Annotated in this window: 23 protein-coding genes; 9 read left to right on the forward strand and 14 right to left on the reverse strand. The window is 69.3% G+C overall.

The window, feature by feature from the left end; translation table 11 throughout:
• Positions 1-8 precede the first annotated feature (8 nt).
• Both LC490_RS24610 and LC490_RS19870 read left to right on the forward strand, forming a co-directional pair.
• Positions 9-1,361: a glycosyltransferase gene (locus tag LC490_RS24610; RefSeq protein WP_051885250.1), complete on the forward strand. Its 1,353-nt coding sequence runs from the start codon at positions 9-11 to the stop codon at positions 1,359-1,361.
• A gap of 269 nt (positions 1,362-1,630) precedes the next feature.
• Positions 1,631-2,899, forward strand: a complete 1,269-nt coding sequence (locus tag LC490_RS19870; RefSeq protein ID WP_223621328.1) for a patatin-like phospholipase family protein — start codon at positions 1,631-1,633, stop codon at positions 2,897-2,899.
• Positions 2,900-2,923: 24 nt separating this feature from the next.
• Here the strand turns inward: LC490_RS19870 and LC490_RS19875 are convergent, their stop codons facing one another.
• Together LC490_RS19875 and LC490_RS19880 are read right to left on the reverse strand one after the other, a co-directional pair.
• Entirely contained in the window at positions 2,924-4,597 is a 1,674-nt protein-coding gene (locus tag LC490_RS19875; protein WP_223621329.1) for a phosphoethanolamine--lipid A transferase, read from the reverse strand.
• Positions 4,594-5,373 (reverse strand): phosphatase PAP2 family protein, encoded by a 780-nt coding sequence (locus tag LC490_RS19880; protein ID WP_223621330.1) that lies wholly within the window; start codon positions 5,371-5,373, stop codon positions 4,594-4,596. Before LC490_RS19880 ends, LC490_RS19875 begins: the two co-directional genes overlap by 4 nt.
• A 391-nt stretch (positions 5,374-5,764) precedes the next feature.
• Here LC490_RS19880 and LC490_RS19885 point away from each other — a divergent pair, with 391 nt between their 5' ends.
• Both LC490_RS19885 and LC490_RS19890 read left to right on the forward strand, forming a co-directional pair.
• A complete protein-coding gene (locus LC490_RS19885) occupies positions 5,765-6,472 on the forward strand; it encodes a response regulator transcription factor (RefSeq protein WP_031373261.1) in 708 nt (235 codons plus the stop codon).
• Positions 6,456-7,775, forward strand: a complete 1,320-nt coding sequence (locus LC490_RS19890; RefSeq protein ID WP_223621331.1) for a HAMP domain-containing sensor histidine kinase — start codon at positions 6,456-6,458, stop codon at positions 7,773-7,775. Before LC490_RS19885 ends, LC490_RS19890 begins: the two co-directional genes overlap by 17 nt.
• Positions 7,776-8,053: 278 nt before the next feature.
• Here the strand turns inward: LC490_RS19890 and LC490_RS19895 are convergent, their stop codons facing one another.
• From LC490_RS19895 to LC490_RS19910, 4 genes are all read right to left on the reverse strand, one after another.
• Positions 8,054-8,959 carry an EcsC family protein gene (locus LC490_RS19895; protein WP_223621332.1) on the reverse strand — a complete coding sequence of 302 codons (906 nt, stop codon included), beginning with the start codon at positions 8,957-8,959 and terminating at the stop codon, positions 8,054-8,056.
• A gap of 108 nt (positions 8,960-9,067) precedes the next feature.
• Entirely contained in the window at positions 9,068-9,469 is a 402-nt protein-coding gene (locus tag LC490_RS19900; protein ID WP_031373264.1) for a DUF3037 domain-containing protein, read from the reverse strand.
• A complete protein-coding gene (locus LC490_RS19905) occupies positions 9,447-10,223 on the reverse strand; it encodes a HipA family kinase (protein ID WP_031373265.1) in 777 nt (258 codons plus the stop codon). Before LC490_RS19905 ends, LC490_RS19900 begins: the two co-directional genes overlap by 23 nt.
• Before the next feature lie 139 nt (positions 10,224-10,362).
• Positions 10,363-11,055, reverse strand: coding sequence for an NAD(P)H-dependent oxidoreductase (locus LC490_RS19910; RefSeq protein ID WP_223621334.1), 693 nt, complete (start codon positions 11,053-11,055; stop codon positions 10,363-10,365).
• 138 nt (positions 11,056-11,193) lie between these two features.
• Between LC490_RS19910 and gcvA the strand changes: the two genes are divergently transcribed.
• Positions 11,194-12,096: a transcriptional regulator GcvA gene (gcvA, locus tag LC490_RS19915; RefSeq protein ID WP_223621335.1), complete on the forward strand. Its 903-nt coding sequence runs from the start codon at positions 11,194-11,196 to the stop codon at positions 12,094-12,096.
• A 36-nt stretch (positions 12,097-12,132) separates the two neighbouring features.
• Here the strand turns inward: gcvA and LC490_RS19920 are convergent, their stop codons facing one another.
• Positions 12,133-12,540, reverse strand: coding sequence for a 4-oxalocrotonate tautomerase family protein (locus LC490_RS19920; protein WP_223621336.1), 408 nt, complete (start codon positions 12,538-12,540; stop codon positions 12,133-12,135).
• Between the two features lie 131 nt (positions 12,541-12,671).
• On the opposite strand from LC490_RS19920, the gene LC490_RS19925 reads away from it, so the two are divergent.
• Positions 12,672-13,535, forward strand: a complete 864-nt coding sequence (locus LC490_RS19925; protein ID WP_223621337.1) for a LysR family transcriptional regulator — start codon at positions 12,672-12,674, stop codon at positions 13,533-13,535.
• A 343-nt stretch (positions 13,536-13,878) separates the two neighbouring features.
• Here LC490_RS19925 and ung read toward each other — a convergent pair whose 3' ends face one another.
• From ung to ftsE, 4 genes are all read right to left on the reverse strand, one after another.
• Positions 13,879-14,583, reverse strand: coding sequence for a uracil-DNA glycosylase (gene ung / locus LC490_RS19930; protein ID WP_223621338.1), 705 nt, complete (start codon positions 14,581-14,583; stop codon positions 13,879-13,881).
• Positions 14,580-15,431 carry a response regulator gene (locus tag LC490_RS19935; RefSeq protein WP_031373271.1) on the reverse strand — a complete coding sequence of 284 codons (852 nt, stop codon included), beginning with the start codon at positions 15,429-15,431 and terminating at the stop codon, positions 14,580-14,582. The genes ung and LC490_RS19935 overlap by 4 nt, the downstream gene beginning before the upstream one ends.
• A gap of 154 nt (positions 15,432-15,585) precedes the next feature.
• Complete coding sequence (gene ftsX, locus LC490_RS19940) at positions 15,586-16,599, reverse strand: permease-like cell division protein FtsX (RefSeq protein ID WP_223621339.1); 1,014 nt, start codon at positions 16,597-16,599, stop codon at positions 15,586-15,588.
• Positions 16,596-17,282 (reverse strand): cell division ATP-binding protein FtsE, encoded by a 687-nt coding sequence (gene ftsE / locus LC490_RS19945; RefSeq protein WP_223621340.1) that lies wholly within the window; start codon positions 17,280-17,282, stop codon positions 16,596-16,598. Before ftsE ends, ftsX begins: the two co-directional genes overlap by 4 nt.
• A gap of 288 nt (positions 17,283-17,570) precedes the next feature.
• Between ftsE and LC490_RS19950 the strand changes: the two genes are divergently transcribed.
• A complete protein-coding gene (locus LC490_RS19950) occupies positions 17,571-18,005 on the forward strand; it encodes a hypothetical protein (protein WP_031373274.1) in 435 nt (144 codons plus the stop codon).
• 95 nt (positions 18,006-18,100) lie between these two features.
• Here LC490_RS19950 and rhlB read toward each other — a convergent pair whose 3' ends face one another.
• On the reverse strand, positions 18,101-19,891 hold the full coding sequence (gene rhlB, locus LC490_RS19955; protein ID WP_223621341.1) for an ATP-dependent RNA helicase RhlB: 1,791 nt from the start codon (positions 19,889-19,891) through the stop codon (positions 18,101-18,103).
• 256 nt (positions 19,892-20,147) lie between these two features.
• Between rhlB and trxA the strand changes: the two genes are divergently transcribed.
• Together trxA and rho are read left to right on the forward strand one after the other, a co-directional pair.
• Positions 20,148-20,480, forward strand: coding sequence for a thioredoxin (gene trxA / locus LC490_RS19960; RefSeq protein WP_031373276.1), 333 nt, complete (start codon positions 20,148-20,150; stop codon positions 20,478-20,480).
• A gap of 271 nt (positions 20,481-20,751) precedes the next feature.
• Complete coding sequence (gene rho, locus LC490_RS19965) at positions 20,752-22,521, forward strand: transcription termination factor Rho (RefSeq protein WP_031373277.1); 1,770 nt, start codon at positions 20,752-20,754, stop codon at positions 22,519-22,521.
• Positions 22,522-22,785: 264 nt separating this feature from the next.
• On the opposite strand, the gene LC490_RS19970 is transcribed toward rho, so the two are convergent.
• A complete protein-coding gene (locus LC490_RS19970; protein WP_223621342.1) occupies positions 22,786-24,582 on the reverse strand; it encodes an XVIPCD domain-containing protein in 1,797 nt (598 codons plus the stop codon).
• A gap of 250 nt (positions 24,583-24,832) precedes the next feature.
• Positions 24,833-24,973, reverse strand: a complete 141-nt coding sequence (locus tag LC490_RS19975; RefSeq protein ID WP_223621343.1) for a hypothetical protein — start codon at positions 24,971-24,973, stop codon at positions 24,833-24,835.
• Positions 24,974-25,278 lie beyond the last annotated feature (305 nt).

A 25,278-nucleotide genomic window follows, 5' to 3' on the forward strand; every position in this document is an offset into this window, starting at 1 on the left:
AGACGCCCGTGTCCGATGCCATCGTCATCTTCACCGTCGGCACCCAAGGCGACGCGCGTCCCTGCGTCGCCCTCGGCGTGGCCCTGCGCCAGGCCGGCCACCGGGTCCGCATCGTCACCAGCGACAACTTCGCCGGCATGGTGCGCGAAGCGGGGCTGGAGTTCTTCGCCCTCAGCGCCGACTTCAGCGATCTGCTGACCAACAATCCGGAAACCGTCGACAAGGCGCTCAACCCCTTGTTCCTGGTCAAGCACACACGCGAGAAATTCGCCTCGATGGCCGCGACCTGGGTGCGCGAGACGCGGCCGGCCTGCGAGGGCGCGGCGCTGCTGATCGGCAACGGCATCGCGACCCAATTGGCGAAAGCGCTCGGCGAGGCCGAGGGCATCGCCTTCGTGCAGGCGCAGTTGCAACCGTTCACGCCCTCGCGCGAACTCTCGCCGCTGGCGTTCTGGTCGAAGGCGCGGTTCCCGGGCGCGGTCAACCTGGGCCTGTACCAACTCATGAAGTTGTTGGCCTGGTACACCCTCAAGCCCGCGGTCAACGACGTGATCCGCCCGCAACTCGGCCTGCCGCGCTATCCCTGGTACGGCCCTTATTTCGAGCGCGATCGCTTGCGCAAACGCGTGCTGTACGGCTACAGCCGCCACATCCTGCCGCGCCCGAGCGACTGGCCCGAAGAAGCCCGCGTCACCGGCGGCTGGTTCCTCGACCAGGCCGAGCAGTGGCAGCCCCCGCAGGCGCTGCAGGACTTCCTCGACGAGGGCGAGAAACCGATCTACATCGGCTTCGGCAGCATGCTGGCGAACAACGCCGAGGCCTTCACCGCGACCGTGCTCGAGGCCGCGCGCATGAGCGGTCGCCGCGCGGTGCTCGCGACCGGCTGGGGCGGCCTGCGCGGCGAACCCGGGCGCCGCGACGAGCGCACCTACGTGATCGACAACGCGCCGCACGACTGGCTGTTCCCGCGCATGGCCCTGGCCATGCATCACGGCGGCGCCGGCACCACCGCGGCCGCGGCGCGCGCCGGCATCCCTTCGGTGTTCGTGCCGTTCTTCGGCGATCAACCGTTCTGGGCGCGGCGCATGCACGAACTGGGCGCGGCGCCGCCGGCCCTGGACCGCGTGAGCGTGACCGCGACGCAGATGGCGCAGGCGATCGGCGCCGGGCTGCAGGCGCCGATGGTGCAGGCCGCCGCGCAACTCGGCCAACGCATCCGCGCCGAGGAAGGCGGCGCGACCGCGGTGCGCGCGTTGGCCGAGTGGGGGCTGTTGCCGGCCGCGTCGGGCCCGGCCGCGCAGGCCGCATCGGCGAAGGAAACACCGGCGCGGCTGCGCGCGGTGGAAGCCTTGGAGGCCTGAGGCGCGGCCCATCGGCGTCGGCCTCGCGGCCCGCCGCCCTCATCCGGCCCTGCGGGCCACCTTCTCCCGCAAACGGGAGAAGGAAGGCGCCGTCGCCGTCGCAAGCACCTGAAGCCACAAGGCGAGGCGTTCGCAGAGGCGGGCCCGGCTTGCGACGGGCTCCCCACGGCGCCGACCAGCCATCGCAACCTGCAAGACGCGCTTCGGCGAGAATGAGCGGCTGATCGCGCGATGTTCTCGTCGCGCCTCAAACCGCCGAGGCGTCCTCCATGAAAAGCACCGATGTCGAACTCGAGCGCCTGCGCATCCGCCGCGAAGCGCGCCGCGCCGCGCTCGCCGCCGACACCCGCGTCGCGGTCAAACGCGAGGGCCGCGCCGTCTGCCTGTCCGGCGGCGGTTATCGCGCCGCGTTGTTCCACCTCGGCGCCTTGTTGCGTTTGCACGAGAGCGGATTGCTGGCCGGGGTGACCATGTTCAGCTCGGTCTCGGGCGGCAGCATCGTCTCGGCCTGGCTCGCCTGCCGTTATCTCGACACCCGCCTCGACGGCGAAGCCTTCGCTGCCTGGAGCGACCGCATCGATTTCCGCGCGGTGGTGGTCGAGCCGTTCCGCGCCGTCGTCGCCCGCGACATCCGCACCGCACCGGTGCTCGCCACCGTCGCCTACAACTGGCTCTGGCCCTCGCACCGCATCGCCCTGCTCGAGCGCCGCTATGCCGGGGTCTTCGGCGAACGCACGCTCGACGAATTGCCCGAGTCGCCGGCCTTCGTGTTCTGCGCGACCGATCTGACTTTCGGAGTGAACTGGGAGTTCTCGCGGCGCCGCGTCGGCGACTACCTCGCCGGCTATCTGCGCGACGGCGCACGGCGCGTCGGCCTGGCCTGCGCGGTCGCCGCGTCCTCATCGTTTCCGCCGGTGTTCGGCCCGGTCCGCTTCGACACCGAAGCCGGCGACTACCAGCACGGTCATTACCAGGGCGACGACGGCGACGAACTGCGCGCACGCATCGAGCTCAGCGACGGCGGTGTCTACGACAACCTCGCCACCGAGCCGGCGCTGCGCCGTTACCGCGAGGTGCTGGTGTCCGACGCCGGCGGCCCGTTCGCGTTCGAGACCCGGCGCTGGTGGCTGCAGCGGCTGCTGCGCTACACCCAGGTCGTCGGCAATCAGGCCGAGGCCCTGCGCAAGCGGCTGTTCTTCGGTCAGGCCGAGAGCGGCTCGCTGACCGGCGTGTACTGGAGCTTGAACGGCTCGCGCGACGAAGGCGCCGACGGCTACAGCCCGGCGCTGGTGCGCGAGGTGATCGGCCGGTTCCGCACCGATCTCGATCGCTTCCTCGACCCCGAGTTCGAGGTTTTGGTCAATCACGGCTACTTCGCTGCCGTCGACGCGATGTGGCGGCAGAACGGCTGGCATCCCGACAGCACCCAGAGCGCGAATTGGCCGTATCCGCAGCGCGCCGACGAGAGCGAAGTCCGGCGTCTGTTGCGCCACAGCCACCGGCGCGTGCTGCACCGGCGCTGGTGGGGCGCGAGCTGAGCCGATCGCGTTCGGCGCGCCCCCTCAAGCAGAGGCCGTGGCTCCACGCTCGCACGGCGCGAACAGGTCCAGGCGTTTGCGATACACGGAAGTCTCGACCTGCATCAGGCCGAGCACCGAATGGAACAGGTTGTCCTGGCTGGCCGGCCGCCGTGCTTCGTTGCGCAGGCACCGCAGGTCGAGGCCGCGCGCGGTGCTGAAGCCCGGCGACATCCACATCACCATCGGCACCCGGGTCTGGGTCTTTGGCGCGATGGCGTACGGCACGCCGTGCAGGTACAGGCCGTTCTCGCCGAGCGACTCGCCGTGGTCGGACAGATAGATCAGCGCGGTGTCGCGACCGGCGTCGCCGGCCAGGTAACGGATCGTGCGGGCGAGGAATTCGTCGGTGGCCAACACCGCGTTGTCGTAGGCGTTGACGATCTGCTCGCGGCTGCAGCGCCCGAGCTCGTTGGTGTCGCAGGTCGGGGTGTAGCGGCGCAGGCGCTCGGGATAGCGACGGAAATAACTCGGCCCGTGATTGCCGAGCTGATGCAGCACCACCACCGCATCGCCGCCGCGCACGTCGAGGCGTTCGCGCAGGCCGCGCAACATGACCTCGTCGAAGCAGCGCTCGGCATCGCAGAAGGCCGGATCGCGGTCGTGCTCGAACGACTCGAACGCCAGGCCCTTGCAGACGTTCTTGCAGCCGGTCTGGTTGTCGCGCCACAGGGTCTGGATGCCGGCGTATTCGAGCACGTTGAGCAACGACTCCGAGCTCTCGATGCGACGCTTGTCGTAGTTCTCGCGGCCGTACGGCGAGAACATGCATGGCACCGACACCTCGGTGCTGCTGCCGCAGGCGGTCATGTCGGGGAAATTGATCGGCTGGATCCGCGCCAGCTCCGGCGTGGTCTGGCGCTGGTAACCGTTGAGGCCCCAGTTCTGCGCGCGCACGGTCTCGCCGACCACCAGCACCAGCAGGCGCGGCTTGGCCCCGGGCGCGCGGGCACCGACGCGCGCGTCGGTGCCGATCGGCGCGCGTCCGCGCACCCGCGAAGCCGAGTCGTCCAGCGCGACCCGCGCCAGCGAGACCAGATAATTCGCCGGCGTCACCAGGTGGCGGATCTCCTTGTGATTGCGCATCAGCGCCGATACGTCCTGGAACGACAGCATCAGCGCAAGCACGCCGACCGCGAGCGCGGCCGACAGCGTGCCCAGGCGCACCAGCACGGCGCGTCCGAGCGGCCGCGGTTTCAGCTTCACCCGCCACAGCAGCAGCGACGGCAGCACGCCGTACAGCAGCATCGGCAGGATCAGACCGGCACTGAGCAGTTCGCCGGATTCCTTGCCGTCGGACTGCAGCACGTTGCGCACCATGCCGGTGTCGAGGTACACCCCGTACTGGCTCATGAAATGCGCGGCGGCGGCGGTGATCAACAACAGGAGGGTCAGCAGCGGCTTCACCGTCCAACGGTTCAACAGCATCCCGAGCAGAAGCAGAGTGATCGCGACGATCGCCACGAACATGCAGGCGGCGATCCAGGCGCCGTCGCCGGCGCTCAGCGCCCCGGCGGCCGAAGCCGCGCGCCAGAACGCGCCGTTGGCGAACACCGCGAAGAACAGACTCGCGGCCAGGGCGATGCTCTCGACGCTGGCCTCGGGCCGGTAAGCGAACCAGGCCGGCCAACGCAGCCGCGACCGGACGATCGCGTTCATCGGCCGGCCCCCGGCGCCAACGGCAAGGCGACCGCCGCGGGCGCCGCGCGCTTGAGCGGCGCCATCGCCAGGTACAGCGTCAGCGCCGCCGACCAGGCGATGCCGAGGGTCCACAGATCGTGCGAAAGAAAGTGCGCGCCGCGCAGCTGTTGCGCAAAACCGAACAGCAAACCGAGGCCGAGGCCGGCCGACAGCCCGAGCCAACGCAGCCGCGGCTGCACGGCCAGGAAGAAGAAGTACAAGGCGACCCAGGCATAACCCGCGCTGGCATGGCCGGCCGGAAAACAGCGTCCGCGCGCCAGCCCCGACGGGCGCTGGGACAACAGGCCGAAGAACTCGTTGGCGCCGCCGTAGCGGCTCAAGTCCCAGGGGCAATCCATGTCGGTGAGCGACTTCAGCGCCGACACCAGCGCGATCGCCAGCACGGTCGACAGCAACAGATACGCCAGCGGCCGCCGCCATTCGCTCAAGCCCGGGCGCAGGCGCGCGACGAGCCACGATGCGAGCACGCCGAACCAGGCCGCGGTGCTGGCGTCGCGGCCGAAACGATGGACCAGATGCTCGGTCAGATAGGCGTTCTGCAACGCCCAACGCCCGCCTTGCCAGGCATACAAACGGTCGGCCAGCCAGAAGTCGCCGCCCGTCGTCGCCCAGGCCGTCACGGCGAACCAGAGCAGCAGCGGCGCGGCGAGATGCGTCCGCAGGAAACGGCGATGCGACGGGTAATACCGCGGCGAGAGCGCGGAACGGGCGAGGAAATAGGCGGAGGGGTTCATCGACGGCGGCGGGCTCGCAGGGCGGCGAAGGCGGTCCCGCGATGGGATCGGCCGGACCGGCGGCGATCATCGAAGCGCCGCTGTCGGAGAGCGGTCGGAGCCAGGTTCGCGCTTCGTTAAAGCGCAGCCGATGGCGCAGGCCGCAACCGCCGGCGTTCAGCTGCCGGCGTGGGCGGCGGCGTGCTTTGCGAGGCGCTCCGACATCGCTCCGACGCGACCTGGGCGACCCTGGCGGTTTGGTCCAGTGGTTTGGTCCGGTGGTTTGGCGGTGGTTTGGGCCCGGCGCCCGGGCCAGGTCGGGCCGATCACGGCCGGCGGCGGCCACGGGCCGCGCCGGTGCGAATCGGGCACTATCGCAACGAGCCGCGAACGGCGGCGGGAGATTCGGCGCATGCGCCTGTTGGTGGTGGAAGACAATCGCAGCCTGGTCGCCAACCTCTTCGATTATTTCGAGGCGCGCGGCTACACCCTGGATGCCGCGCCCGACGGCCCGACCGGCCTGCACCTGGCGGTGACCCAACACTACGATGCGATCGTGCTGGACTGGATGTTGCCGCGCCTGGACGGGCGCGAGGTGCTGCGCTGCCTGCGCGAGGAAGCCGGTTCCGACGTGCCGGTGCTGATGCTGACCGCGCGCGACGAACTGCCCGACAAGATCGCCGGCTTCCGCGCCGGCGCCGACGACTACCTGACCAAGCCCTTCGCCCTGCCCGAACTCGAAGTGCGCCTGGAAGCGTTGGCCGCGCGCGCAGCCGGACGCGGCCGCAGCCGGGTGCTGCAACTGGCCGATCTCAAACTCGACCTGACCACCCTGGAAGTCAGCCGCGGCGGGCGCGCGCTGCACCTGTATCCGGCCTGCCGCAAATTGCTCGAAGTGTTGATGCAGTCGAGCCCGGCCGCGGTCACCCGCGAACGCCTCGAACACGCCTTGTGGGGCGACAGCCCGCCCGACGGCGACATGCTGCGCTCGCATATCTACGAACTGCGCCGCGCCGTTGACGGCCCTTATCCGGTCAAGCTGATCCAGACCCTGCCGCGCGTCGGTTATCGCATCGCCGTGCCGGCCGCCGAGCGCGACAACGATGCCCACGCCGACTGAATTCAACGGGCCCGCCGCCGGGACCGCAGGCGCTCGCGGCGGATTCCGTTCGAGCCTGCAGCGCCGCATCCTGCTCGGCGTGCTCGGCTATACCGCGTTGCTGTCGATCGCGGTGGTGGTGCAGGGGTTCGTCGTCAACGAGCACGCCGAACATCTGGTGTGGACTTCGCTGATGGATTCCGAGCTCGATCACTTCATCGAGCGCCGCCGGATCGAACCCGACTATCGCTGGATCGACACCGAATCGCTGAGCCTCTACGACAGCCGCGGCGACCGCCCGATCCCGGCCGACCTGCAGGCGCTCGGCCCCGGCGTGCACGACGACATCCTGGTCGACGGCGGCGAGCGCGTGGTGATGGTGCGCGACGTCGACGGCGGACGCCTGACCCTGTCGCTCGACATCACCGACATGGAGCACAGCGAATTCGACATGGCGCTGACCATCGCCGGCGCGGCACTGACGACCTTGCTGCTGCTGGCGGTGATGATCGCCTGGGGCGTGCACCGCCTGGTGCGCCCGCTCAGCCACATGGCCCAGCGCATCGGCGGCCTGCAGCCCGATCGCGCCGGCCAGCGCATCGAGGTGCCTGAAGCGGCGAGTTCGGAACTGGTGGTGATCGCCGATGCGGTCAACGACTACCTCGAACGCAACGACCGCTTCGTCGAACGCGAGCGCGCCTTCATCGACAGCGCCAGCCACGAACTGCGCACGCCGATCGCGGTGATCGCCGGTTCGACCGAACTCGCGCTCGAACAACGCGAACTGCCGCCGGGCGCGCAACTGCAGTTGGAACGGATCCGTCGCACCGCCCGCGACGTCGAGCAGCTGATTTCGCTGTTGCTGGTGCTCGCCAAGGATCCGCAGCGCCTGGCCGCGAGCGCCGACCGCGTCGCCCTGGATCAGCTGCTCCCCGAGATCGTCGAAGACCACCGTCACCTGACCCGCGACAAAGACCTGAGCCTGGCGCTGGCGCCGATGCCGCATTGCGAGATCGTCGCGCCGCTGCCGATCGTGCAGGCGGCGATCGGCAACCTGCTGCGCAACGCCATCGAGAACAGCGACCGCGGCGAGATCGCGATCCGCCTGTCCGCGGATGCGACCGTGATCATCGAAGACCCGGGCCACGGCATGACGCCGGAGGAGATCAGCGCGATTTACGCGCGCGTCGCGCGCGGCGGCCGCGAAGGCGGCGGCATCGGCCTGGACCTGATCTCGCGCCTGTGCGAGCACCTGGGCTGGAGCCTGCGTTTCGATGCCACCGAACGCGGCACGCGCACCACGCTACGCTTGCGGCCGGATTGAACGGCAGCCGCTACGAATACCTCCAACCGTCATCCCCGCGAAGGCGGAGTGAATGGATGCCGCTCGCGAGCCACTGGCTCGCGCATCCACGAACGCCAGGGCGCTATGCGCCCTGGCCGGCTCGCAGAGACCTCAGGTGTTCCCGCACGAAAATCCGACTGCTCGACCACTCGCCATCGACACGTGGAAGTGCACGGTCGCGGCTCGCGCCGCTCCTGCCCTTGGCTGCGGGAAGTGATGCCGCCAGCCGGTCAATGCCGCCGGTCTCACTCGTCCAGTTAATCGCCCGCAGCGTCGTCCGCCGGCGGCGCCGGCAAAGCCCGCGCCGCTACCGGTGCCGACAGCGACGCCGGCGCGGTACGCTGGCGTTCGTAGGCGCGCGCGACTTCGGCGTGACCGTACTTGCGTTCCAGGCGCTTGACGATGAAATGGCCGCGCGCCATGTCCTGATAGTGATTGGTGAACAGCATGTTCATCGTCGCCGCGGTCGCCGCGCCGATCACCGGCACCAGCTGCGCCGCGGTTTTCTCGCCGACCACCACGCCGAAGCGCGTGGCGACCACGTCGACCAGTTTGCTCATCCACGCCGTGGCCTGCTTCTTCGCGTAGGCATGGGTGGCGTGCTGGGCACCGCGCCGGCCGGCCAGCCCGGCCAGTTCCAGCCGGCCGACTTCGGCCAGGGCGGTACGCACGGCGTAGTAACCGGACGCGGACGCATCGTCCTCGTCGCTGCCGCCGCCGAAGGCGAACACTTCCACGCACGCGGCCTGCACCTCGGGATCGGACAGCGAGAACCCCTCGCTGCGGGCGATGTCGGCGACCGCGCGCATCATCACCACGGTCGACACCGGAAGCTCCGCGGCCAGCCCGGCCGCGCCGAAGAAACCGCCGACCGCACCGACCGCGCCGGCGACGAGCTTGTGGCTCTTGGTCGAGGAGGCCTTGCTCGGCTGATCCTTGACCGTCCACAGCGCCGCCGCGGCCGCCTTGTGCAGGGCCCCATGCACGATGTTCTGGATCCTGCGGCTGACGAAGCCGGGCAGCTTGGACATGCCGAACTCGATCGGCGCGCCGACGAAGGCGGTCATGCGCGCGGTGATCGACGGGGTTTCCAGCAGCGCCACCGCGCGCTTGAGATCGGCCGCGTCGGCGGTGTCGTCGAAGATGTCCTGGCCCTGCTCCATTCGCTCTCGCTCCGTCTCGGCTTGTCGCTCGCTGCCGCGATCGGACGATCGCGGTAAGGCGAACATAGGGGCGCCGGCGCCGCGCAACAAGCCCGCGCCGGCGCGGCGTCAGTCCCGCGCCGGGATCGGCCGCACCATGCGTTCGAGCAGGTGCTCGACGATCCGCTCGGGTTCGAGGCAGCGGCCGGTGTGCACCGGCGACATCTGGATGATCGAGCTGCGCTTGGCGGTGAGCCAGTGGAAACGCGCCCGCGCCGGCAACTGGCCGATCGGGCCGGCATCGCGGCCGCCGCGGCAGATGCGTTCGATCGCCTGCAGGTGCAATCGCACCGCCTCGATGTCGACACCGGGGTCGAGCGCACGCAGCCGCGCCGCATCGAGTTCGATCCCGGCGACCAGCAGACTGGAACCCGGACACGAGACCAGCACGCCGACGTTGACGAACTCTTCGCGTTCGACCCGCGGCACCACGCGGATCACCGCATAGTCATACGGAGAGCGAGCGGGCATGGATCGCCTCCTCCACGAATGCGCGCGGCGCTTGCACGCGGCGGTTCAGATAATCGGCATAGGCCTGTCGGTGCGCGGCTGCATCGGCGAAGCCGGGTTCGTCGGTCAGCCAACTGTCGGGCACCAGCTCGACGATGGACCGCACCAGCGCGGGCGTGACCGCCGCGGCCATCGCCGCGTCGACTTCGGCGATGTCGCTGGCGAACGGCAGCAGCACATGGTCCTTGACCGGCGCGAAGCGGCTGCCCGCGGCGTTGCCGGCGTTGGCCCAGTCGTGATGGAAGTACAGGGCGGCGCCGTGATCGATCAGGGTCAGGCGGCGATGCCACAGCAACATGTTGGTGTTGCGCGCGGTGCGGTCGACATTGGTGACGAAGGCGTCGAACCAGGCGATGCGCGAGGCCAGCTCGTCGCTCGGACGGTCGACCAGCGGATCGTAGTTGACCGAACCGGGCAGGTAGTCGAGCGCGAGGTTGAGACCGGCGCTGGCGCGGATCAGGTGCTGGATCTCCGGATCGGGCTCGGTGCGGGCCATGTCGGCGTCGAGCTCGATCAGCACGATTTCCGGCACCGGCAGTTCCAGCCGGCGCGCGAGCTCGCCGGCGACGATCTCGGCGATCAGGGCCTTGCGGCCCTGGCCGGCGCCGCGGAATTTCATCACGTACAGGCCGTCGTCGTCGGCTTCGACGACGGCCGGCAGCGAGCCGCCTTCGCGCAGCGGCGTGACGTAACGGGTGGCGCAGACGGTCCTCAACACGGACGTTCCATTGCGGTCGGCTCGGCGGTGACGGGCGATCGCGGCGATGCGCGATCAGGCCGCCCACCTTAGGTCGAGCGAGGCCAAAAGCAAAATCCGCGGTTCGGATTCGCCACCGAGGTCCGCCTCCACCGTCTCAAGCCGCCTTGCGCGTTTCGCCTTGGCGCGACAGACGCTCGACCAGCGCATCGACCTCGGCTTCGGCGCTTTCGATCGAGCGACGCAGGTCCTCACCGCCGAATTCGTCGTACTCGATGGCCACGCCGTGCGCGTCGGTGATGCCCATGTAACCCATCGGCGTCAGCACCGAAGGTTCGACGTGGTTGATCGACTCCAGGCGTTCGCCTTTGCCGTAACCGTAGTCGCCGCGCGAGCTGAGCAGGACCAGGCGCTTGCCGGCATCGGCGAGCATCGGCCAGTACGGTTCGCCTTCGCGCGAACGGTCGAAGCCGAAGGTGCGGCCGACCCGGACGACGTTGTCGATCCAGGCCTTGAGCGGGGCCGGCACGCCGAAGTTGTACATCGGCACGCCGATCACGATCAGGTCGGCGGCGATCAACTCGTCGATCAAGGCATCGCTTTCGGCCAGCACCTCGTGCATCCAGTCCTCGCGCTGCGCGAGCGGGGTGAAGGCGGCATGGATCCAGCGGCCGCTGACCGGGGTCGCCGGGGCGACGCCGACGTCGCGCTGGACGATGGGGGCGTCGGGATGGCGCTCGCGCCAGCGGCGCACGAAGCGGGCGCTGAGGCGGCGGCTGTGCGAGCCGTGGGCCGCGGCGTCGGAGGCGTGCGGGCGGGCGCTGGAATCGATGTGCAGGAGTCGGGTCATGGCGGTTCTCGTGGCGGGCCCATGGATGAGCCCTGATCATGTTCAGGCCGGAGTGGCACTGGATGCAGCCATGTTGATCCCGGCTTACGAACCCGACAAACTCCGATTACTCAGCCGATAAGAGAATTTTTCTCATCCATGTCCGGACGCCGCCTGCCCCCGCTCGGTTCCCTGCGCGCCTTCGAGGCGGCAGCGCGCCTGCACAGTTTCAAGCGCGCCGCCGAGGAGCTGTCGGTCACCCCCACCGCGATCAGCCACCAGATCCGTGCGCTCGAAGCGCAGATCGGCGTGCGTTTGTTCGAGCGCCAGACCCGCAAGGTGGCGCTGACCGCCGAAGCGGCCGCGCTGTATCCGGTGCTGCGCGACGGCTTCGACGCCTTCGCCGGAGCGATCGCGGCGATCGCGGCGCGGCGCCAGCGGCGCGCCCTGACCTTGTCCGCGCCGCTGTCGTTCACCGCCAAATGGCTGGTGCCGCGAGTGGCCTCGTTCCGTGCCGCCTACCCCGATCTCGACCTGCGTCTGCACGCCTCCGACGACCCGGTCGACCTGCATGGCGGCATCGCCGATGCGGCGATCCGCTACGGCCGCGGCCCCTATCCGGGACTGGTCGCCGAACGCCTGATCGAGAACCGCTTCGCTCCGCTATGCAGCCCGCGCCTGGGCCTGCGCCGTCCCGAAGACCTGCGCGCGCAGTCGCTGCTGCATTCGGAATGGCGGCATCCGACCGAGGACACGCCGACTTGGCAAGCCTGGTGCGCGCGCGCCGGCCTGGCCGGGCTCGATGTCGAGGCCGGCCTGCGTTTCACCGACGAAAGCCATGCGATCCAGGCGGCGATCGCCGGCCACGGCGTGGCCCTGCTGAGTCTGGCACTGGTCGCCGACGATCTCGCCGCCGGCACGCTGGTGCAGCCCTTCGGCCCGGCGCTCGACGGCTATCCGCATTGGCTCCTGCGGCCGGATACGCCGCCGAGCGAGGAAGTGCTGGCGCTGCGCGATTGGCTGCGCAGCGAGGCGAAGGTCGAAAGCGCGCCCGCGGGCTGAGACCGCGGACGGCACATCGGAACGCGCCCGATCGCCTCAGGCCGCAGCGATCCGCGCCGCCTGATAACGCTGCTCCTGGGTCAGCCCGCCATAGCCGTAGGCCGCGGCGCGCGCATCGATGACGTGGATGTAGGAGGTCTCGTGCACCTCGCCGATCAGTGCCGACAGCTCCGCATGCATCCGCTGCAGATAGCGCGCCTTCTCGGCCTTGGTGTTGGTCTCGTCGGTGATGCTGATATCGAGATGAAAGGCGTTGCGCCCCCACTGCGCCAGCGAACGACCGTCGATGAACCAATGCGGGTGGTCGACGTAGTGGATCGCGACCGCGACCAACTCGCGGGGCTTACCGAGAATCTCGACGGTCAGATCGGCGACCACCGCCGCGGCGCGACGGCTGAGCTCGGCATCGGGGGTTCCGGAGAGTTGCAGGTTGATGTGCGGCATTGCGGCGTTCCTGTCAGGGCCGAGACGGTTCGGCGTGATTCGATGGGCTCAGCTTAGGCTTGCGCCCGCCATCGGAATAGCGGGAAGATCCGGCCCTATCCATCGGATTCGCCGATGGCTAAAGGATCGCCATGAGCACCCTCGACCTGGAACAGCTGAAGGCCTTCGTCGCGGTCGCCGAGGCCGGCAGCATTTCCGGCGGCGCCGAACGCGTGTTCCGTTCGCAGTCGGCGGTCAGCGAACAGATCCAGAAACTCGAACGCGCGGCCGATACCGCCTTGCTGCTGCGTTCGCGCCACGGCGTCGTCCCGACCCCGGCCGGCGAACGCCTGATCGGCCACGCGCGGCAGATGCTCGCCCTGGGCGAATTGGCCTTGCACGATGTGCGCCGCGAGCTGCGCCGCACCGAAGTGCGGCTGGCGATCAGCGATTACTTCCGCCCCGACGAGATCGCCGACCTGTTGCGCCACCTCGCCCGCCACTGCCCGCAGTTGCAGATGCAGGTGACGATGGGCCAGAGCGCGGCGCTCGCGCAGGGCCATGCCGAGGGCGCGTTCGACCTGGCGCTGACGATGGAGGTCGAATCGATCGCGCGACCGCGCCGTCGCGCGACGCAGGGCGAGTTGCGGCGCGAACCGCTGGCCTGGGCAGCGGCGGCCGGACTGGATCTGCGCAATGAAGCGAGCTTGCCGCTGGTGCTGCTGCCGCCGAGCTGCAGCCTGCACCAGACCGCTTTACGTGTGCTGCAACGACAGCGCGTCGGCCATCGCATCGCCCACCTCGGCAGCGGCGTGGCCGGCGTGCAGGCAGCCTTGCGTGCGGGCCTGGGCCTGGGCTGCCTCAATGCCTCGGCGATCGGCGAAGGCCTGATGGTCGCGCGTTCGAGCCGACTGCCGGCCTTGCCGTCCTGCGTATTCCGACTGTTGCCGCCGCCGGCCGATGCGAACCCGTCCCTGCGCGAAGCCGGCGAGGCCCTGCAGGCGTATTTCGCCTGAGCGAAGAAAAGCGGCACGCGCTTTCAGGGCAGGAGCGACGCAAGCCGCGACCGCGGCGCATCCGATCGCGCCGATAGCAGCGCGAATCGCGGCACGCATGCATCCAGATATCGTGATTACGCCGCGCGCCGGATATGGCGGTCGCGGCTTACGCCGCTCCTACAAAGGCAGCGGGTGTAGGAGCGAGGTGAGTCGCGACCGCGATGCATCCGATCGCGCCAAAACCGCCACGCAAGGCAGGGCGGCAATGCATGCAGACCTCGTTGTTACGCCGCACGTCGCATAGCGCGGTCGCGGCTGGCGCCGCTCCTACCCCTTGGAGCCTTCGGCCACGCTTACGCGCTCAAAGCGCATCGCGCGCCGGCAGGGTCCAATCGATCGGGCCCTTGCCGTGGCGCGACAAGTACTCGTTGGCGGTGGAAAAATGCCCGCAGCCCATGAAGCCGCGATGCGCGGACAAGGGCGAGGGATGCGGCGCCTTCAGCACGCGATGGCGGCCGGCGTCGATGACCTTGCCCTTGGCCTGGGCGTAGCTGCCCCAGAGCAGGAACACCAGGCCCTCGCGTTCGCGATTGAGGGTGTCGACGACGTGGTCGGTGAAGCCTTCCCAGCCCTTGCCCTGATGCGCCCCGGCGCGGCCTTCCTCGACCGTCAGCACGGCGTTGAGCAACAGCACGCCGCGTTGCGCCCACGGCAGCAGGCAGCCGTGATCGGGCCGGGCGATGCCGAGGTCGCGCTGGATTTCCTTGAAGATGTTGTCGAGCGACGGCGGCACCGGCACGCCGGGCTGGACCGAGAAACACAGCCCGTGCGCCTGGCCGTAACCGTGGTACGGGTCCTGGCCGAGGATGACGACCTTGACCTGTTCGAACGGGGTGGCATCGAACGCCGAGAAAATCTGCGCACCGGGCGGGAAGATGCGCGCGCCGGCGGTCTTGCGTTCGCGCAGGAAGCGCGACAGCGACTGCATGTCCTCGCGTGCGAACCAGTCGCCGACGCGGGCTTTCCAGGAGGCTTCGAGCTTGGGCTCGCGGTCGGCGTCATTCATGCCGGCAACGCCGTCGGCTCGAGCCGCGACAGGCGCAACTGGAACAGGGTCTTGGTCACCAACAGGCGCTCCTCGATCGGCTTGAGCACCAGATCGTTGGCGCCGGCGCGCAGCAGCTCGCTCTGGTTGTCGCGGTTGGCGTCGCCGGTCATCACCAACACCGGCAGACGGCGCTTGCCGTAAGCGAAATCGTTGCGCAGCCGGGCGAGCAGATCCTTGCCGCCGAGCTCGCCCTTCAGATACACGTCGGTCAGCACCAGGTCGGCGCCGGCATCGCCGCCGGCCGCGCCGCTGGCGCGGTGCGCCTCGAGATGTTCGAGCGCTTCCTCCACGCCGATGAAGTGCAGCACCTGCAGGGCGTGGCGCTCGAGCATGCGCTTGGTCGCCACCGCGACCACGCGGCTGTCTTCGACGTAGAGCACGCGCGCGCCGGGAATCGGCTGCGGCTGCACATAGCCGCGGATGAACTCGGCCAGGGCGTTCGGGCCGAGCGCCTTGTCGAAATAATCGGTGACGTCTTCGGTGAAGCGGCGCGCTTCCAGATGCGCCTGGGCATCGCCGGAGACCACGATCACCGGCACATAGGCCTGGGCCGCGGCTTCGCGCACGGCGCGCGCCAGGGCGATGCCGTCGCCGTCGGGCAGGACCAGGGCGGTGGTGACCAGATCGACCTCGCCGTGGTCGAGGGCGACGCGCGCCTCGATGATGCTGCCGCATTGGACGATGCGGGTGTTCGGCAGCTCGCGCATCAGCACGTCGGCGATGAGCTTGCGCACCAGCTTGGAGCCGTCGACCACCATCACCCGCGGTGCGGTGTTTTCGAAGTGACGTAGATTCTGGCTTTGCATATCAGGAACGGTACCGTGTCGGCGACGCAGGGCCGACGCCCGAGGGCATCGACGCCAAGCGCACAGGCGGGGGAACCCGATTCTAGGCGGAAGCGGCCGCCGAATCCGAGTCTCAAGCAACATCCTGACAACCGCGCGACAAGGCGCGGACCGCTCAGCCTTGGCCGGAGCGGTTCTGGCGCAGGTAGTGGCCGGTCACGAAACCGGCGCCGAGCCAGCCCAGCGCGGCCGCACCGGCCAGGATCGCCAAGGCCTGCGGCAGGTCGAAGCCCTGCAGCTCGAAATGACTGCCGTAACTCGTGGCCAGGGCCGTCAGCGGTTCGCGCAGGGTGCGGTCGGCCGCGGTCAGCAGGGCCAGCGCGACTGCGCCGGCGGCCAGGCCGTAGCAGGCACCGAGGTACAGGAAGGGCCGGCGGATGAAACCGTCGGTGGCGCCGAGCAATTGCAGCACCCCGATTTCTTCGCGCCGCGACTGGATGTCCAGGCGCACGGTGTTGCCGACCACCAGCAGGGCGCCCAGGCCCAGCATCGCCGCGAGCAACCAGGCCAGGCGGATGCCGAACCGCAGCCAGCCGTCGAGGCGCTGGCGCCAACCGGCGTCGTGCTGGACCACGTCGGTCTCGGCCAGGGTGCCGAGCGATTCGGCCAGGGCCAGTTCGTCGCCTTTCGGCGTCACCAGCAACAGGCTGGGCAACGGATTGCCTTCGATCGCGCTCAGGCTGTCGCCGAGGCCGCTCTTCTCGCGCAGATCGGCCAGGCCCTGCTCGGGCGTGCGCAGCTCGATGGCGCCGATCTCCGGCCGCGCGCGCAGCTCTTCGGCGAGGGCGCGGGCGCGTTCGAGCTTGATCTCGGGCTTGAGGAACAGGCTGATCTGGCGCGACTGCTGCACTTCGCCGGCGAAGCGTTCGATGTTGCTCAGCGCCGCCCACAGGCCGAGCGGCAGGGCCAGGGCGACCGCCATCACCCCGATCGTCAGCAACGCCGCCCAGGGCTTGCTCAGCAATCGGCCGACGCTGGCGACCAGGCTGTAGAGGTGATGATCGAACCACACCCCCAAGCGCGACTGCACCGCCGACTCGACTGCGAGGTCGTCGTCGTGCGACGCCGGGGCCTCGATGCGGGAAGGCGCCCCGCCATGGGAAGACTCTGGGGTCGGAAAGGAACTCATTCGGCCAGGTCCTCGGGCGCGATGTCGTCGACCAGGCGGCCCTGGTTGAGCACCAGCACGCGCTTCTTCATGCGCTTGACCAGGGCCAGGTCGTGGCTGGCGACGAGCACGCTGGTGCCGCGCTCGGGCAGCGACTGGAACAGGGTCATGATTTCCGCCGACAGGGTCGGGTCGAGGTTGCCGGTGGGTTCGTCGGCCACCAACAACCGAGGCTCGCCGATGATCGCCCGGGCAATGCCCACGCGTTGCTGCTCGCCGGCCGACAGCTCGCCCGGCAGAGCCGAAGCGCGCGCACCCAGGCCGACCTTCTCCAGGGTCATGCGCACGCGCCGGCCGATGTCGGGGCGGCGCAGGCCGCGCAGCAACAGCGGCAGGGCGACGTTGTCGGCGACGCTGCGGTCGGCGAGCAGGCGGTGATCCTGGAACACCACGCCGATCTCGCGCCGATGCAGGGCGATGCGACGGCCGCCGACCTTAAGCAGGTTGCGCTCGCCGAACAACACCGCGCCGCGGCTCGGGCGTTCGCTCAGATGGATGAGCTTGAGCAGGGTGCTTTTGCCGGCGCCGGAGTGGCCGGTGACGAACAGCATCTCGCCGGGAGCCACCTCGAAGCTGACTTCGCTGAGGGCCTCGTGCCCGCTGCTGTAGCGTTTGCTGACGTTGTCGAAGCGCAATACGGTCATGGCCGGAAGTATCGCAGAGCGAATCGCCGGAGACATCACGTTTTGGCTCCGGCGTTTGGCCTATGTTCGCGCTGCGGTCGTCGCGCGGCTTCGACGACGAATCGACGGCACCGACCGGCCTCGCAGGCCGGCCGGCGCAGCACGACCGCAGCGGGCCCGATCTCGGCACAGCCGTCCGAGCCACCCGCGCAATGCCTTGCAGCACCTTGATCGTCCGACACAGGAAGCACCGCCGCCGGCCCCGATGGCCGGCGCGGACCGTCGTCGACTTCATCAAGGAGCACCACCATGCAAACGACCAAGGCCCACCTGGCACTCGCCCTGCTCGCCCTCGGCCTGTACGCGCAGAGCGCCCGCGCCGAGCAATACGACCCGCCGCTCAACGTCGCCACCCTGGCCTGCCCGGCCGGCTCGACCGGCTACGGCAACGCCCGTTTCATCGTGTTTCCCTCGTTCGGCAGCGCGCCGCCGAACTGGCGTTTGACGATCTGGTGCAGCGCCGGCGGCAGCGGCCGCCGCGGCCACTTCGAGCCTGGCAGCAGCGGCGTGTACACCACCTGGCCGTATGCCGGCGGCGCCTTCGGCATCGGCTGGCCGGCCTCGCCGAACTACAGCAATCAGCTGCAGTTGCTCGACATCGACATCGACGGCGATCTCGACGTGTTCCAACTCGTCGAGACCTCGGCCAATACCTGGTCGGTGTTCGTCAGCAGGACCCTGTGACGAAAGACCGCCGCGAACCTCGTCGAAGCGACGAGGTTCGCGTGCGGGCTCGACGGCAGGCGCGGGCCTGCCGTCGACGGATCGCTATGCGCTGATCAGTGCTGCGAACGCGGCGGACGCGCGACCAGCGACTTGAGCTTGCGGCCGATGCGGCCCAACAGCGAGGGCTTGGCCTCGCCGGCCGGCGCCGCGGCAGCCGCCGCGGGCTTGTGCACAGGCTTGTGCGCGGGCTTCGACGGCGCCGGCTTGGCGGCCGCGCTCTCGCCCTGGCTCGCGGTCGGCGCGCCGTTGTCGGTCTCGGCGCCTTCGATACGACGGCCGCCGCGACGGCGACGGCGCTTGCGCGGTGCGCGCTCGCCCTCGATCGCCGGCACGCCGGTGGTCGCGGTCGCCTCGCCTTCCGGCTTGGGCTTGCGCGGCGGACGCGGCGCAGCTTCGACTGCCGCGGCGACACCGGCTTCGGCCGGCTTGGCCGCACCGGCCTCGACCGGCGCGCGTTCGCGACGCGGTGCGCCATCGCGACGGCCTTCGCTGCGCGGACCGCGGCTCGGGCCGGAACCGCTGCGGCTGCCGCTGCGGCCGCCGGCACCGCCGCCACGGCGCTGTTCGTCGGCGGCGCGCTGTTCGCGCGCTTCCTTGAAGATCGAACCGATGCTCTCGTTCTCTTCGCCTTCCTCGGCCGCCGGGATCTCGCGCGGCGTGCGCGGCAGGGCGATCAACAGTTCGGCGTCGACTGGCGCGGTCGGCAGCTTCTGTTCGATGTAGGCCTCGATGTCCGGCAGGCTCATCGCATAGCGTTCGCAGGCGAAGCTGATCGCGTCGCCCTCGGCGCCCAGGCGCGCGGTGCGGCCGATGCGGTGGACGTAGTCCTCGGCATCGAACGGCAGGTCGTAGTTGTAGACGTGGCTGACGCCGTCGATGTGCAGGCCGCGTGCGGCGACGTCGGTGGCGACCAGGATTTCGAGCTGGCCCTTCTGGAACTTGTTGAGCAGCGACTCGCGCTTCTTCTGCGGCACGTCGCCCGACAGCACGCCGACGCGGTAACCGCCGCGTTCGAGCGAACGCGCGACGCGCTCGACCCAGGCCTTGGTGTTGACGAACACCATCGTCCGCGCGCCTTCGCTGCGCGACAACAGGCCCAGCAACAGCGGCACCTTTTCCTCGTCGGCCGGGAAGTAGACCTTCTGGCGGACCTTGGCGGCGGTGATGAACTCGGTCTCGACGACGACCTTCTCGGGCTCGTTCATGTGCTCGTAGGCCAGCTCGAGCACGCGATGGCTCAAGGTCGCCGAGAACAGCAAGGTCTGGCGCTCGGTGCGGATCGGCATGCGCCGCAGCAGGAAGCGGATGTCCTTGATGAAGCCCAGGTCGAACATGCGGTCGGCTTCGTCGAGCACGCAGATCTCGCAGGCGTGCAGCGAGACGACCTTGTGCTGCTTGACGTAGTCGATCAGGCGGCCGGGCGTGGCGATGATGACGTCGGCGCCCTTCTGCAGCAGTTCGCGCTGCTTGTCGTAATCGACGCCGCCGTAGACCAGGGCGAACTTCAGGCCCAGGTCGGAGCCGAACTTGACCGCGTCCTTGTGGATCTGGATCGCCAGCTCGCGGGTCGGCGCCAGGATCAGCGCGCGCGGGTCTTCGGGCTTGCGCTCGGCCAGGGCCGGGCGGGTCAGCAGGCGGTTGATCACCGCGACCAGGAAGGCGAGGGTCTTGCCGGTGCCGGTCTGGGCCTGGCCGGCGACATCGCGCCCGGTCAGCGCCAACGGCAGGGTCAGCGCCTGGATCGGCGTGCAGCGCGAAAACCCGGCGGCCTCGAGGCCGGCCAACAGGCTCGGGTGCAGGTCGAACGAAGAAAAGGTGATATCGGTTAAAGGCTTGTCGCTCATGCTTCTCAGAGATCCGCGCGCACTGGGCGCAGTAGGTGGTCGCTTGCGTGGGTGGCGTCGGCGAAGCAGACTGCCGGGGCCGAGCCGGCGCCCGAGTTGAACTCTGAAGGCAGGCTCGATGAGACCGTGGCGCAGCCCTTGAAGGTGCCGCGTAACGCCCCAGTTTAGCGTAAGCCCCCGCCCGGCATGGCCCGCCCGGGGTTCCGTTCAAGAATAGCCCGTTCCGTACGGGCGAGTACCCCCGCAGGAGACCCCCGTGAGCGAAAAAGTTCTGCATGCTGGCGATTCCGACTTCGACGCCACCGTGCTGCAGTCGTCCGAACCCGTCCTCGTCGATTTCTGGGCGCCCTGGTGCGGCCCGTGCAAGGCCATCGGCCCGATCGTCGAACAGCTGGCCGACCAGTACGAAGGCAAGGCCAAGGTGGTCAAGGTCGACGTGCAGGAATTCCCGGCATTGGGCGTTCGCTACAACGTGCGCAGCATCCCCATGCTGTTGATGTTCAAGGACGGCCAGGTCCATTCGAGCCAGCTCGGCGCGCCGCCGAACATCAAGTCGCTGTTGACCCAGATGATCGACAAGGCCATCTGAGGCGGCCTGCTCTGAAGCGGCCCGCCATGTGAAGCCGCCTCGCTTACGCCCGCCCCGCGCGGGCGCAAGCGCTCCGGGCCTTGCCCGGTAACGTGAACGGCCCGGCTCGGGAAGCTTGCCGCCACGCAGCAGCAGTGCTAGTTTCGCAACACCCGGCGTCGGACCTCGCGTCCCACCCGCCGCACCCCGTCTGATACCCATCTATCAACCCACGTCCCTGACGTCCCGCTCGCCCGATGCGAGCGCTCGCCGCTTAGCGAGGAACCTCCGCTTGTCCGATAAGACCCCCGACGCTGGCGATACCGCCGAAAAGCGCGTGCGTAAGCCGCGCGTCAGCAAAGCCGCCGAGTCCGCTCCGGCCGCTGCCAGCGATGCCAGCCCCCTGATTCCTGCCGCTCGACCTGCCGCGCCTGCCGCGCCGTCCGTCGCGCCGCCTCCCGCCGCACCGGCTCCCGTGGCCGCCGCACCCCGCACTCCCGCCCCCGCACCTGCTCCGGCCGCCAGCGCCAGCGAGTCCGCCCCGGCCGCCTCCGGCGCCGAGAGCGCCGCGCCGCAAGGCCAAGGCAACGACCGCGGCAACCCGCAGTCGCAGCAGGGCCAGCAGCGCGACGGCGGTTTCGACAACCGCGGCGGCAACCGTCGCGACCGTTTCCGCAACCGCCGCGACCGCGACCGCAACAACCGCCCGCAGCAGCGCGACGAAGACGGCTCCTTCGACAACGGCAACGGCGAGAACTTCGTCCCGCGCCCGCACCCGCAGGTGCCCGAGGGCTTCCCGCAGTACTCGCTGGGCGACCTCAAGCGCATGCCGGCGCCGAAGCTGCTGGATCTGGCCGACCAGCTCAGCATCCAGGAAGGCGTCGCCCGCGCCCGCAAGCAGGACGTCATCTTCGCCCTGCTCAAGGTGCTGACCCGCCACGGCGAAGGCGTCGCCGCCGACGGCGTACTGGAAATCCTGCCCGACGGCTTCGGCTTCCTGCGCGCGGCCGAGGCTTCCTACCTCGCCGGCCCGGACGACACCTACATCTCGCCGAGCCAGATCCGCCGCTTCAACCTGCGCACCGGCGACCATCTCTCGGGCCGCATCCGCTTCCCGAAGGACGGCGAGCGTTACTTCGCCCTGTCGGTGGTCGACAGCATCAACGGCGAGCCGTTGGAAGCGTCGAAGAACAAGGTCCTGTTCGAGAACCTGACCCCGCTGTTCCCGCGCCGCAAGTTCAAGCTCGAGCGCGGCGACGGCTCGACCGAAGACATCACCGGCCGCATCCTCGACCTGATGGCGCCGCAGGGCAAAGGCCAGCGCGCCCTGATCGTCTCGCCGCCCAAGGCCGGCAAGACGATGATGATGCAGCAGGTCGCCACCGCGATCACCCACAACCATCCCGACGTGCACCTGATCGTGCTGCTGGTCGACGAGCGTCCGGAAGAAGTGACCGAAATGCAGCGCACCGTGCGCGGCGAAGTGGTCTCCTCGACCTTCGACGAACCGGCCGCGCGTCACGTCCAGGTCGCCGAGATGGTGATCGAGCGCGCCAAGCGCCTGGTCGAACACAAGAAGGACGTGGTGATCCTGCTCGACTCGATCACCCGCCTGGCCCGCGCCTACAACAACGTCGTGCCGAGTTCCGGCAAGGTGCTGTCGGGCGGCGTCGACGCCAACGCCCTGCACCGTCCGAAGCGCTTCTTCGGCGCCGCGCGTAATGTCGAAGAAGGCGGCTCGCTGACGATCATCGCCACCGCGCTGATCGACACCGGCAGCAAGATGGACGAGGTGATCTACGAAGAGTTCAAGGGCACCGGCAACTCGGAAGTCCACTTGAACCGCCGCATCGCCGAAAAGCGCGTGTACCCGGCCATCGACATCAACCGCTCCGGCACCCGCCGCGAGGATTTGCTGATCGAACCGGAACTGCTGCAGAAGATCTGGATCCTGCGCAAGCTGCTGCACGGCATGGACGAAATCGGCGCGATGGAATTCCTGCTCGACAAGATGAAGACGACCAAGTCGAACGACGAGTTCTTCAGTTCGATGAAGCGCTGAGTTTCACCGGCGCGGTAAAGAAAACGCCCCGCGATGCGGGGCGTTTTCGTTGGTGGGAGAGCGTTCTTGCGTTGGCAAGAGGCGTCAACGTTTTGGCATGGCGGTCGCGGCTTGCGCCGCTCCTACCCCAATGCGACACCGCTCCTCGGGTAGGAGCGGCGCGAGCCGCGACCACGCAGCCTCCGGGTCGCGACGAAACTACTGCTCCGCTTCTCCCACAGGCCGCATGCACGATCCGCATGCGGCCCGTGCGCGAACGAACGTTTAGAACCCGCGCCCGCCGCCCTGGTTGACCTGCACCGTCGGCGCCTCGGCCGTCGCCATCGCGCGCGCCGCGAGCTGGCTGCTGGCTTCCACGCTCTGCTGCGAGGCGGCGGCGACGTCGAGGGTGACCATGCGCCGGGTCGGCGACTGCGGATCGCCCTGCACCGCGAACAGTTTGCTGCCGTCCTTGCTCGCCAGCAGATGATCGACCTGGGTCAGGCCGCCGTCGCGCATGGCCGGCACCAAGGCCGCGGCGAGGTTCTTCTGCTGCTGCTCGTTGAGCTTGCCCTGGCCCAGCTCGCTGCCCTGGACCTTGCCCAGCATTTCCTTGTACATGCCGTTGAGGGCGTTGGCGCCGCTGCTCAGGATCGCCGCCACCCGCAGGCCGTCCTCGACCGCGCCGCCGACCGGGTTGTTGTTGCGATTGGCGACGTCGCGCAGTTCCGGCGGCAACAGATACGTGCCGCGCTCGCGATCGCCGTCGCGATCGCGGACGTAGCGCTTCACGTCCTGCAGCTCCAGATCCATGAACTCCTTGGCCGAGCCCTTGGCCGCCTGCGCCAACTGCATCGCCTCCTGCGTATTCAAACGGCCCAGGTCGCCACGGGCGAGCGTGTCGACCAGCGACTCGGGCTGCACCTTCTGCTTGAGGAAGGCGAGGAAACGCTCGCGGGTTTCCGGGTTCTGGCCGAGCCCGTCGAGGATGCGCGTCGCGGTCGACAAGGCATTGCCGGCATCGACCGGCATACCGGCGATCTGCCGCAGCACGCCGTTCATGGCGCGCTTGGGCTCCATGCCTTCGGCGAACGGGAAGCGCTCGCGGAACTCGTCCCAACGCGGCGCCAGCAGGGCTTCGCGTGCGCGCTTGATCAACTCGAACGCGCCCGCGGCGAAGGCGACGATGGCGGCGCCCATCGGGGCGATGCCGATCAGGGTGCCGACCAGGCCGGCATTGCGCGCGCCCATCATCAGGGCGACGTTGCCGATGCCGCCGGCAAGCTTGAAGCCGCCGTCGAGCAGGTCGAACGCGGCGTCGACGCGATCGTCGGTGCGCAGCGCCTTGCCGGTGACCGGGTCGCGGCCGTTGAACACGCGACCGGCGTTCTGGCCGAGGGTCTTGACGCCAGCGGTCACGTCCTTGATCGCGCTGTAGCGTTCCAGCAGTTTCGCCGCTTGGCGCTCGTGGCCGCTGCGGGTCGCGAATTCCAATACCGCGCTCATCGCCACCGCATCGAGCGGACGGCCGGCCTGGCTGGCCGCGCTGCCGGCTTTGATCGCGGCGTCGATCGCTTCCAGGGTCTGTTCGATATCGCGGTGACCGCCGCTGCGGGCGAGGGTCTTGAGCTCCATCACCGCGCCGTCGATCGGCGCCGGCGGCGCCGCATCGCGCTGCGCCGACCAGGTCTTGGCGTAGCCGACCAGCGAGGTCTGCAGTTCGGCCGGCACCTCCACCGCATAACCATGGAACGGCGGCGACACGCGGCCGTCGGCGCGGGTTTCGCCCGGATGCAACTTCCAGCTCAGCGCGGCCTGTGCGAGCGCGCCGCCGGGTGCGGCGACCGAAGCCACGGTCGCCTCGAGGGTGTCCTCGTCGACCACCTGGCCGTTGCGCTGCAAGGCATCGGCGACGATCGCCCGCAATACGGTGTCGCGCGACCACTCGTCGTCGGCGGGCAGCAAAGCGGTATAGCCCGAGGTCCCGTCCTGCGCTGCGGGCTGTCCGGCGTACCAGCGCGGTGGGTGGGAGGCGCCGGTCGGCGTACGGCCGCCGGGATTCGAATCGACTGCTGCATTCATATGCACTGCTCCTTGTCGGTGACCCGGGTCCCCTAGAACCCGGTCGCCCGCGGCCAGGCCGCCGGCGGACCCGCATCATGCCTCTCGTTCAGCTTCGAGGGCAATTCGGTGCCGAATGGAGCAGCCCCCGGCGGCCCGGGCAGGGGTCCGGGCAGGCCCCGACCCGCCCCCTTGCTGAGCTTGCGCCGCCTCCCGGCCCGACCGCGGGGCCGGGAGGCCCGGTCGGGGCCGAAGCATCCGCTCCGCCGCACTATCTGAGCCCGCGCGCGGGCTCGCTGCCGATCTGCCGATCCTGCGCGGCGAACGCGACCGCCTCGCGCGACTGCTCCTCCCAACCCGGCTGACAACCGCTCAACAACATCAACGTCAACACCGCCAGCAACGCTCGCATGATGAACCTCCCTGTTCGAAGACGGACTGCGCTCCTGCGCGCCGCCGCACGCTCCGATGCGTCCGGCGGCTCGCCCGTCATTGTCCTGGGAAGCCCTCGCAGAGACTGCGATTGAGAACGACGCTCGCGCCGAACGGCTGTGCCGCGGCATTCGTCTCATCGCCAAAATGGCCTTGAAAAGACGCTCCGATCGAAGCCGTCCAGGTGATGGAGAGGGTCGCCCGGGTACCAGCACGCCAGCGGCATCGCGTCCATCGCGATCCGTGGTCAGCGCGCTTTCGAACGAGGTTACCGCCGCGGCGATT

The sequence above is a fragment of the Lysobacter sp. ESA13C genome, from assembly GCF_019970005.1.
Taxonomy (GTDB): Bacteria; Pseudomonadota; Gammaproteobacteria; order Xanthomonadales; family Xanthomonadaceae; genus Lysobacter; species Lysobacter antibioticus_B.

Coding starts and splice junctions, on each gene's coding strand:
- LC490_RS19870 (WP_223621328.1), top strand. CDS start 1,631: ATGAAAAGCACCGATGTCGAACTCGAGCGCCTGCGCATCCGCCGCGAA.
- LC490_RS19875 (WP_223621329.1), bottom strand. CDS start 4,597: ATGAACGCGATCGTCCGGTCGCGGCTGCGTTGGCCGGCCTGGTTCGCT.
- LC490_RS19880 (WP_223621330.1), bottom strand. CDS start 5,373: ATGAACCCCTCCGCCTATTTCCTCGCCCGTTCCGCGCTCTCGCCGCGG.
- LC490_RS19885 (WP_031373261.1), top strand. CDS start 5,765: ATGCGCCTGTTGGTGGTGGAAGACAATCGCAGCCTGGTCGCCAACCTC.
- LC490_RS19890 (WP_223621331.1), top strand. CDS start 6,456: ATGCCCACGCCGACTGAATTCAACGGGCCCGCCGCCGGGACCGCAGGC.
- LC490_RS19895 (WP_223621332.1), bottom strand. CDS start 8,959: ATGGAGCAGGGCCAGGACATCTTCGACGACACCGCCGACGCGGCCGAT.
- LC490_RS19900 (WP_031373264.1), bottom strand. CDS start 9,469: ATGCCCGCTCGCTCTCCGTATGACTATGCGGTGATCCGCGTGGTGCCG.
- LC490_RS19910 (WP_223621334.1), bottom strand. CDS start 11,055: ATGACCCGACTCCTGCACATCGATTCCAGCGCCCGCCCGCACGCCTCC.
- gcvA (WP_223621335.1), top strand. CDS start 11,194: ATGTCCGGACGCCGCCTGCCCCCGCTCGGTTCCCTGCGCGCCTTCGAG.
- LC490_RS19920 (WP_223621336.1), bottom strand. CDS start 12,540: ATGCCGCACATCAACCTGCAACTCTCCGGAACCCCCGATGCCGAGCTC.
- LC490_RS19925 (WP_223621337.1), top strand. CDS start 12,672: ATGAGCACCCTCGACCTGGAACAGCTGAAGGCCTTCGTCGCGGTCGCC.
- ung (WP_223621338.1), bottom strand. CDS start 14,583: ATGAATGACGCCGACCGCGAGCCCAAGCTCGAAGCCTCCTGGAAAGCC.
- LC490_RS19935 (WP_031373271.1), bottom strand. CDS start 15,431: ATGCAAAGCCAGAATCTACGTCACTTCGAAAACACCGCACCGCGGGTG.
- ftsX (WP_223621339.1), bottom strand. CDS start 16,599: ATGAGTTCCTTTCCGACCCCAGAGTCTTCCCATGGCGGGGCGCCTTCC.
- ftsE (WP_223621340.1), bottom strand. CDS start 17,282: ATGACCGTATTGCGCTTCGACAACGTCAGCAAACGCTACAGCAGCGGG.
- LC490_RS19950 (WP_031373274.1), top strand. CDS start 17,571: ATGCAAACGACCAAGGCCCACCTGGCACTCGCCCTGCTCGCCCTCGGC.
- rhlB (WP_223621341.1), bottom strand. CDS start 19,891: ATGAGCGACAAGCCTTTAACCGATATCACCTTTTCTTCGTTCGACCTG.
- LC490_RS19970 (WP_223621342.1), bottom strand. CDS start 24,582: ATGAATGCAGCAGTCGATTCGAATCCCGGCGGCCGTACGCCGACCGGC.
- LC490_RS19975 (WP_223621343.1), bottom strand. CDS start 24,973: ATGCGAGCGTTGCTGGCGGTGTTGACGTTGATGTTGTTGAGCGGTTGT.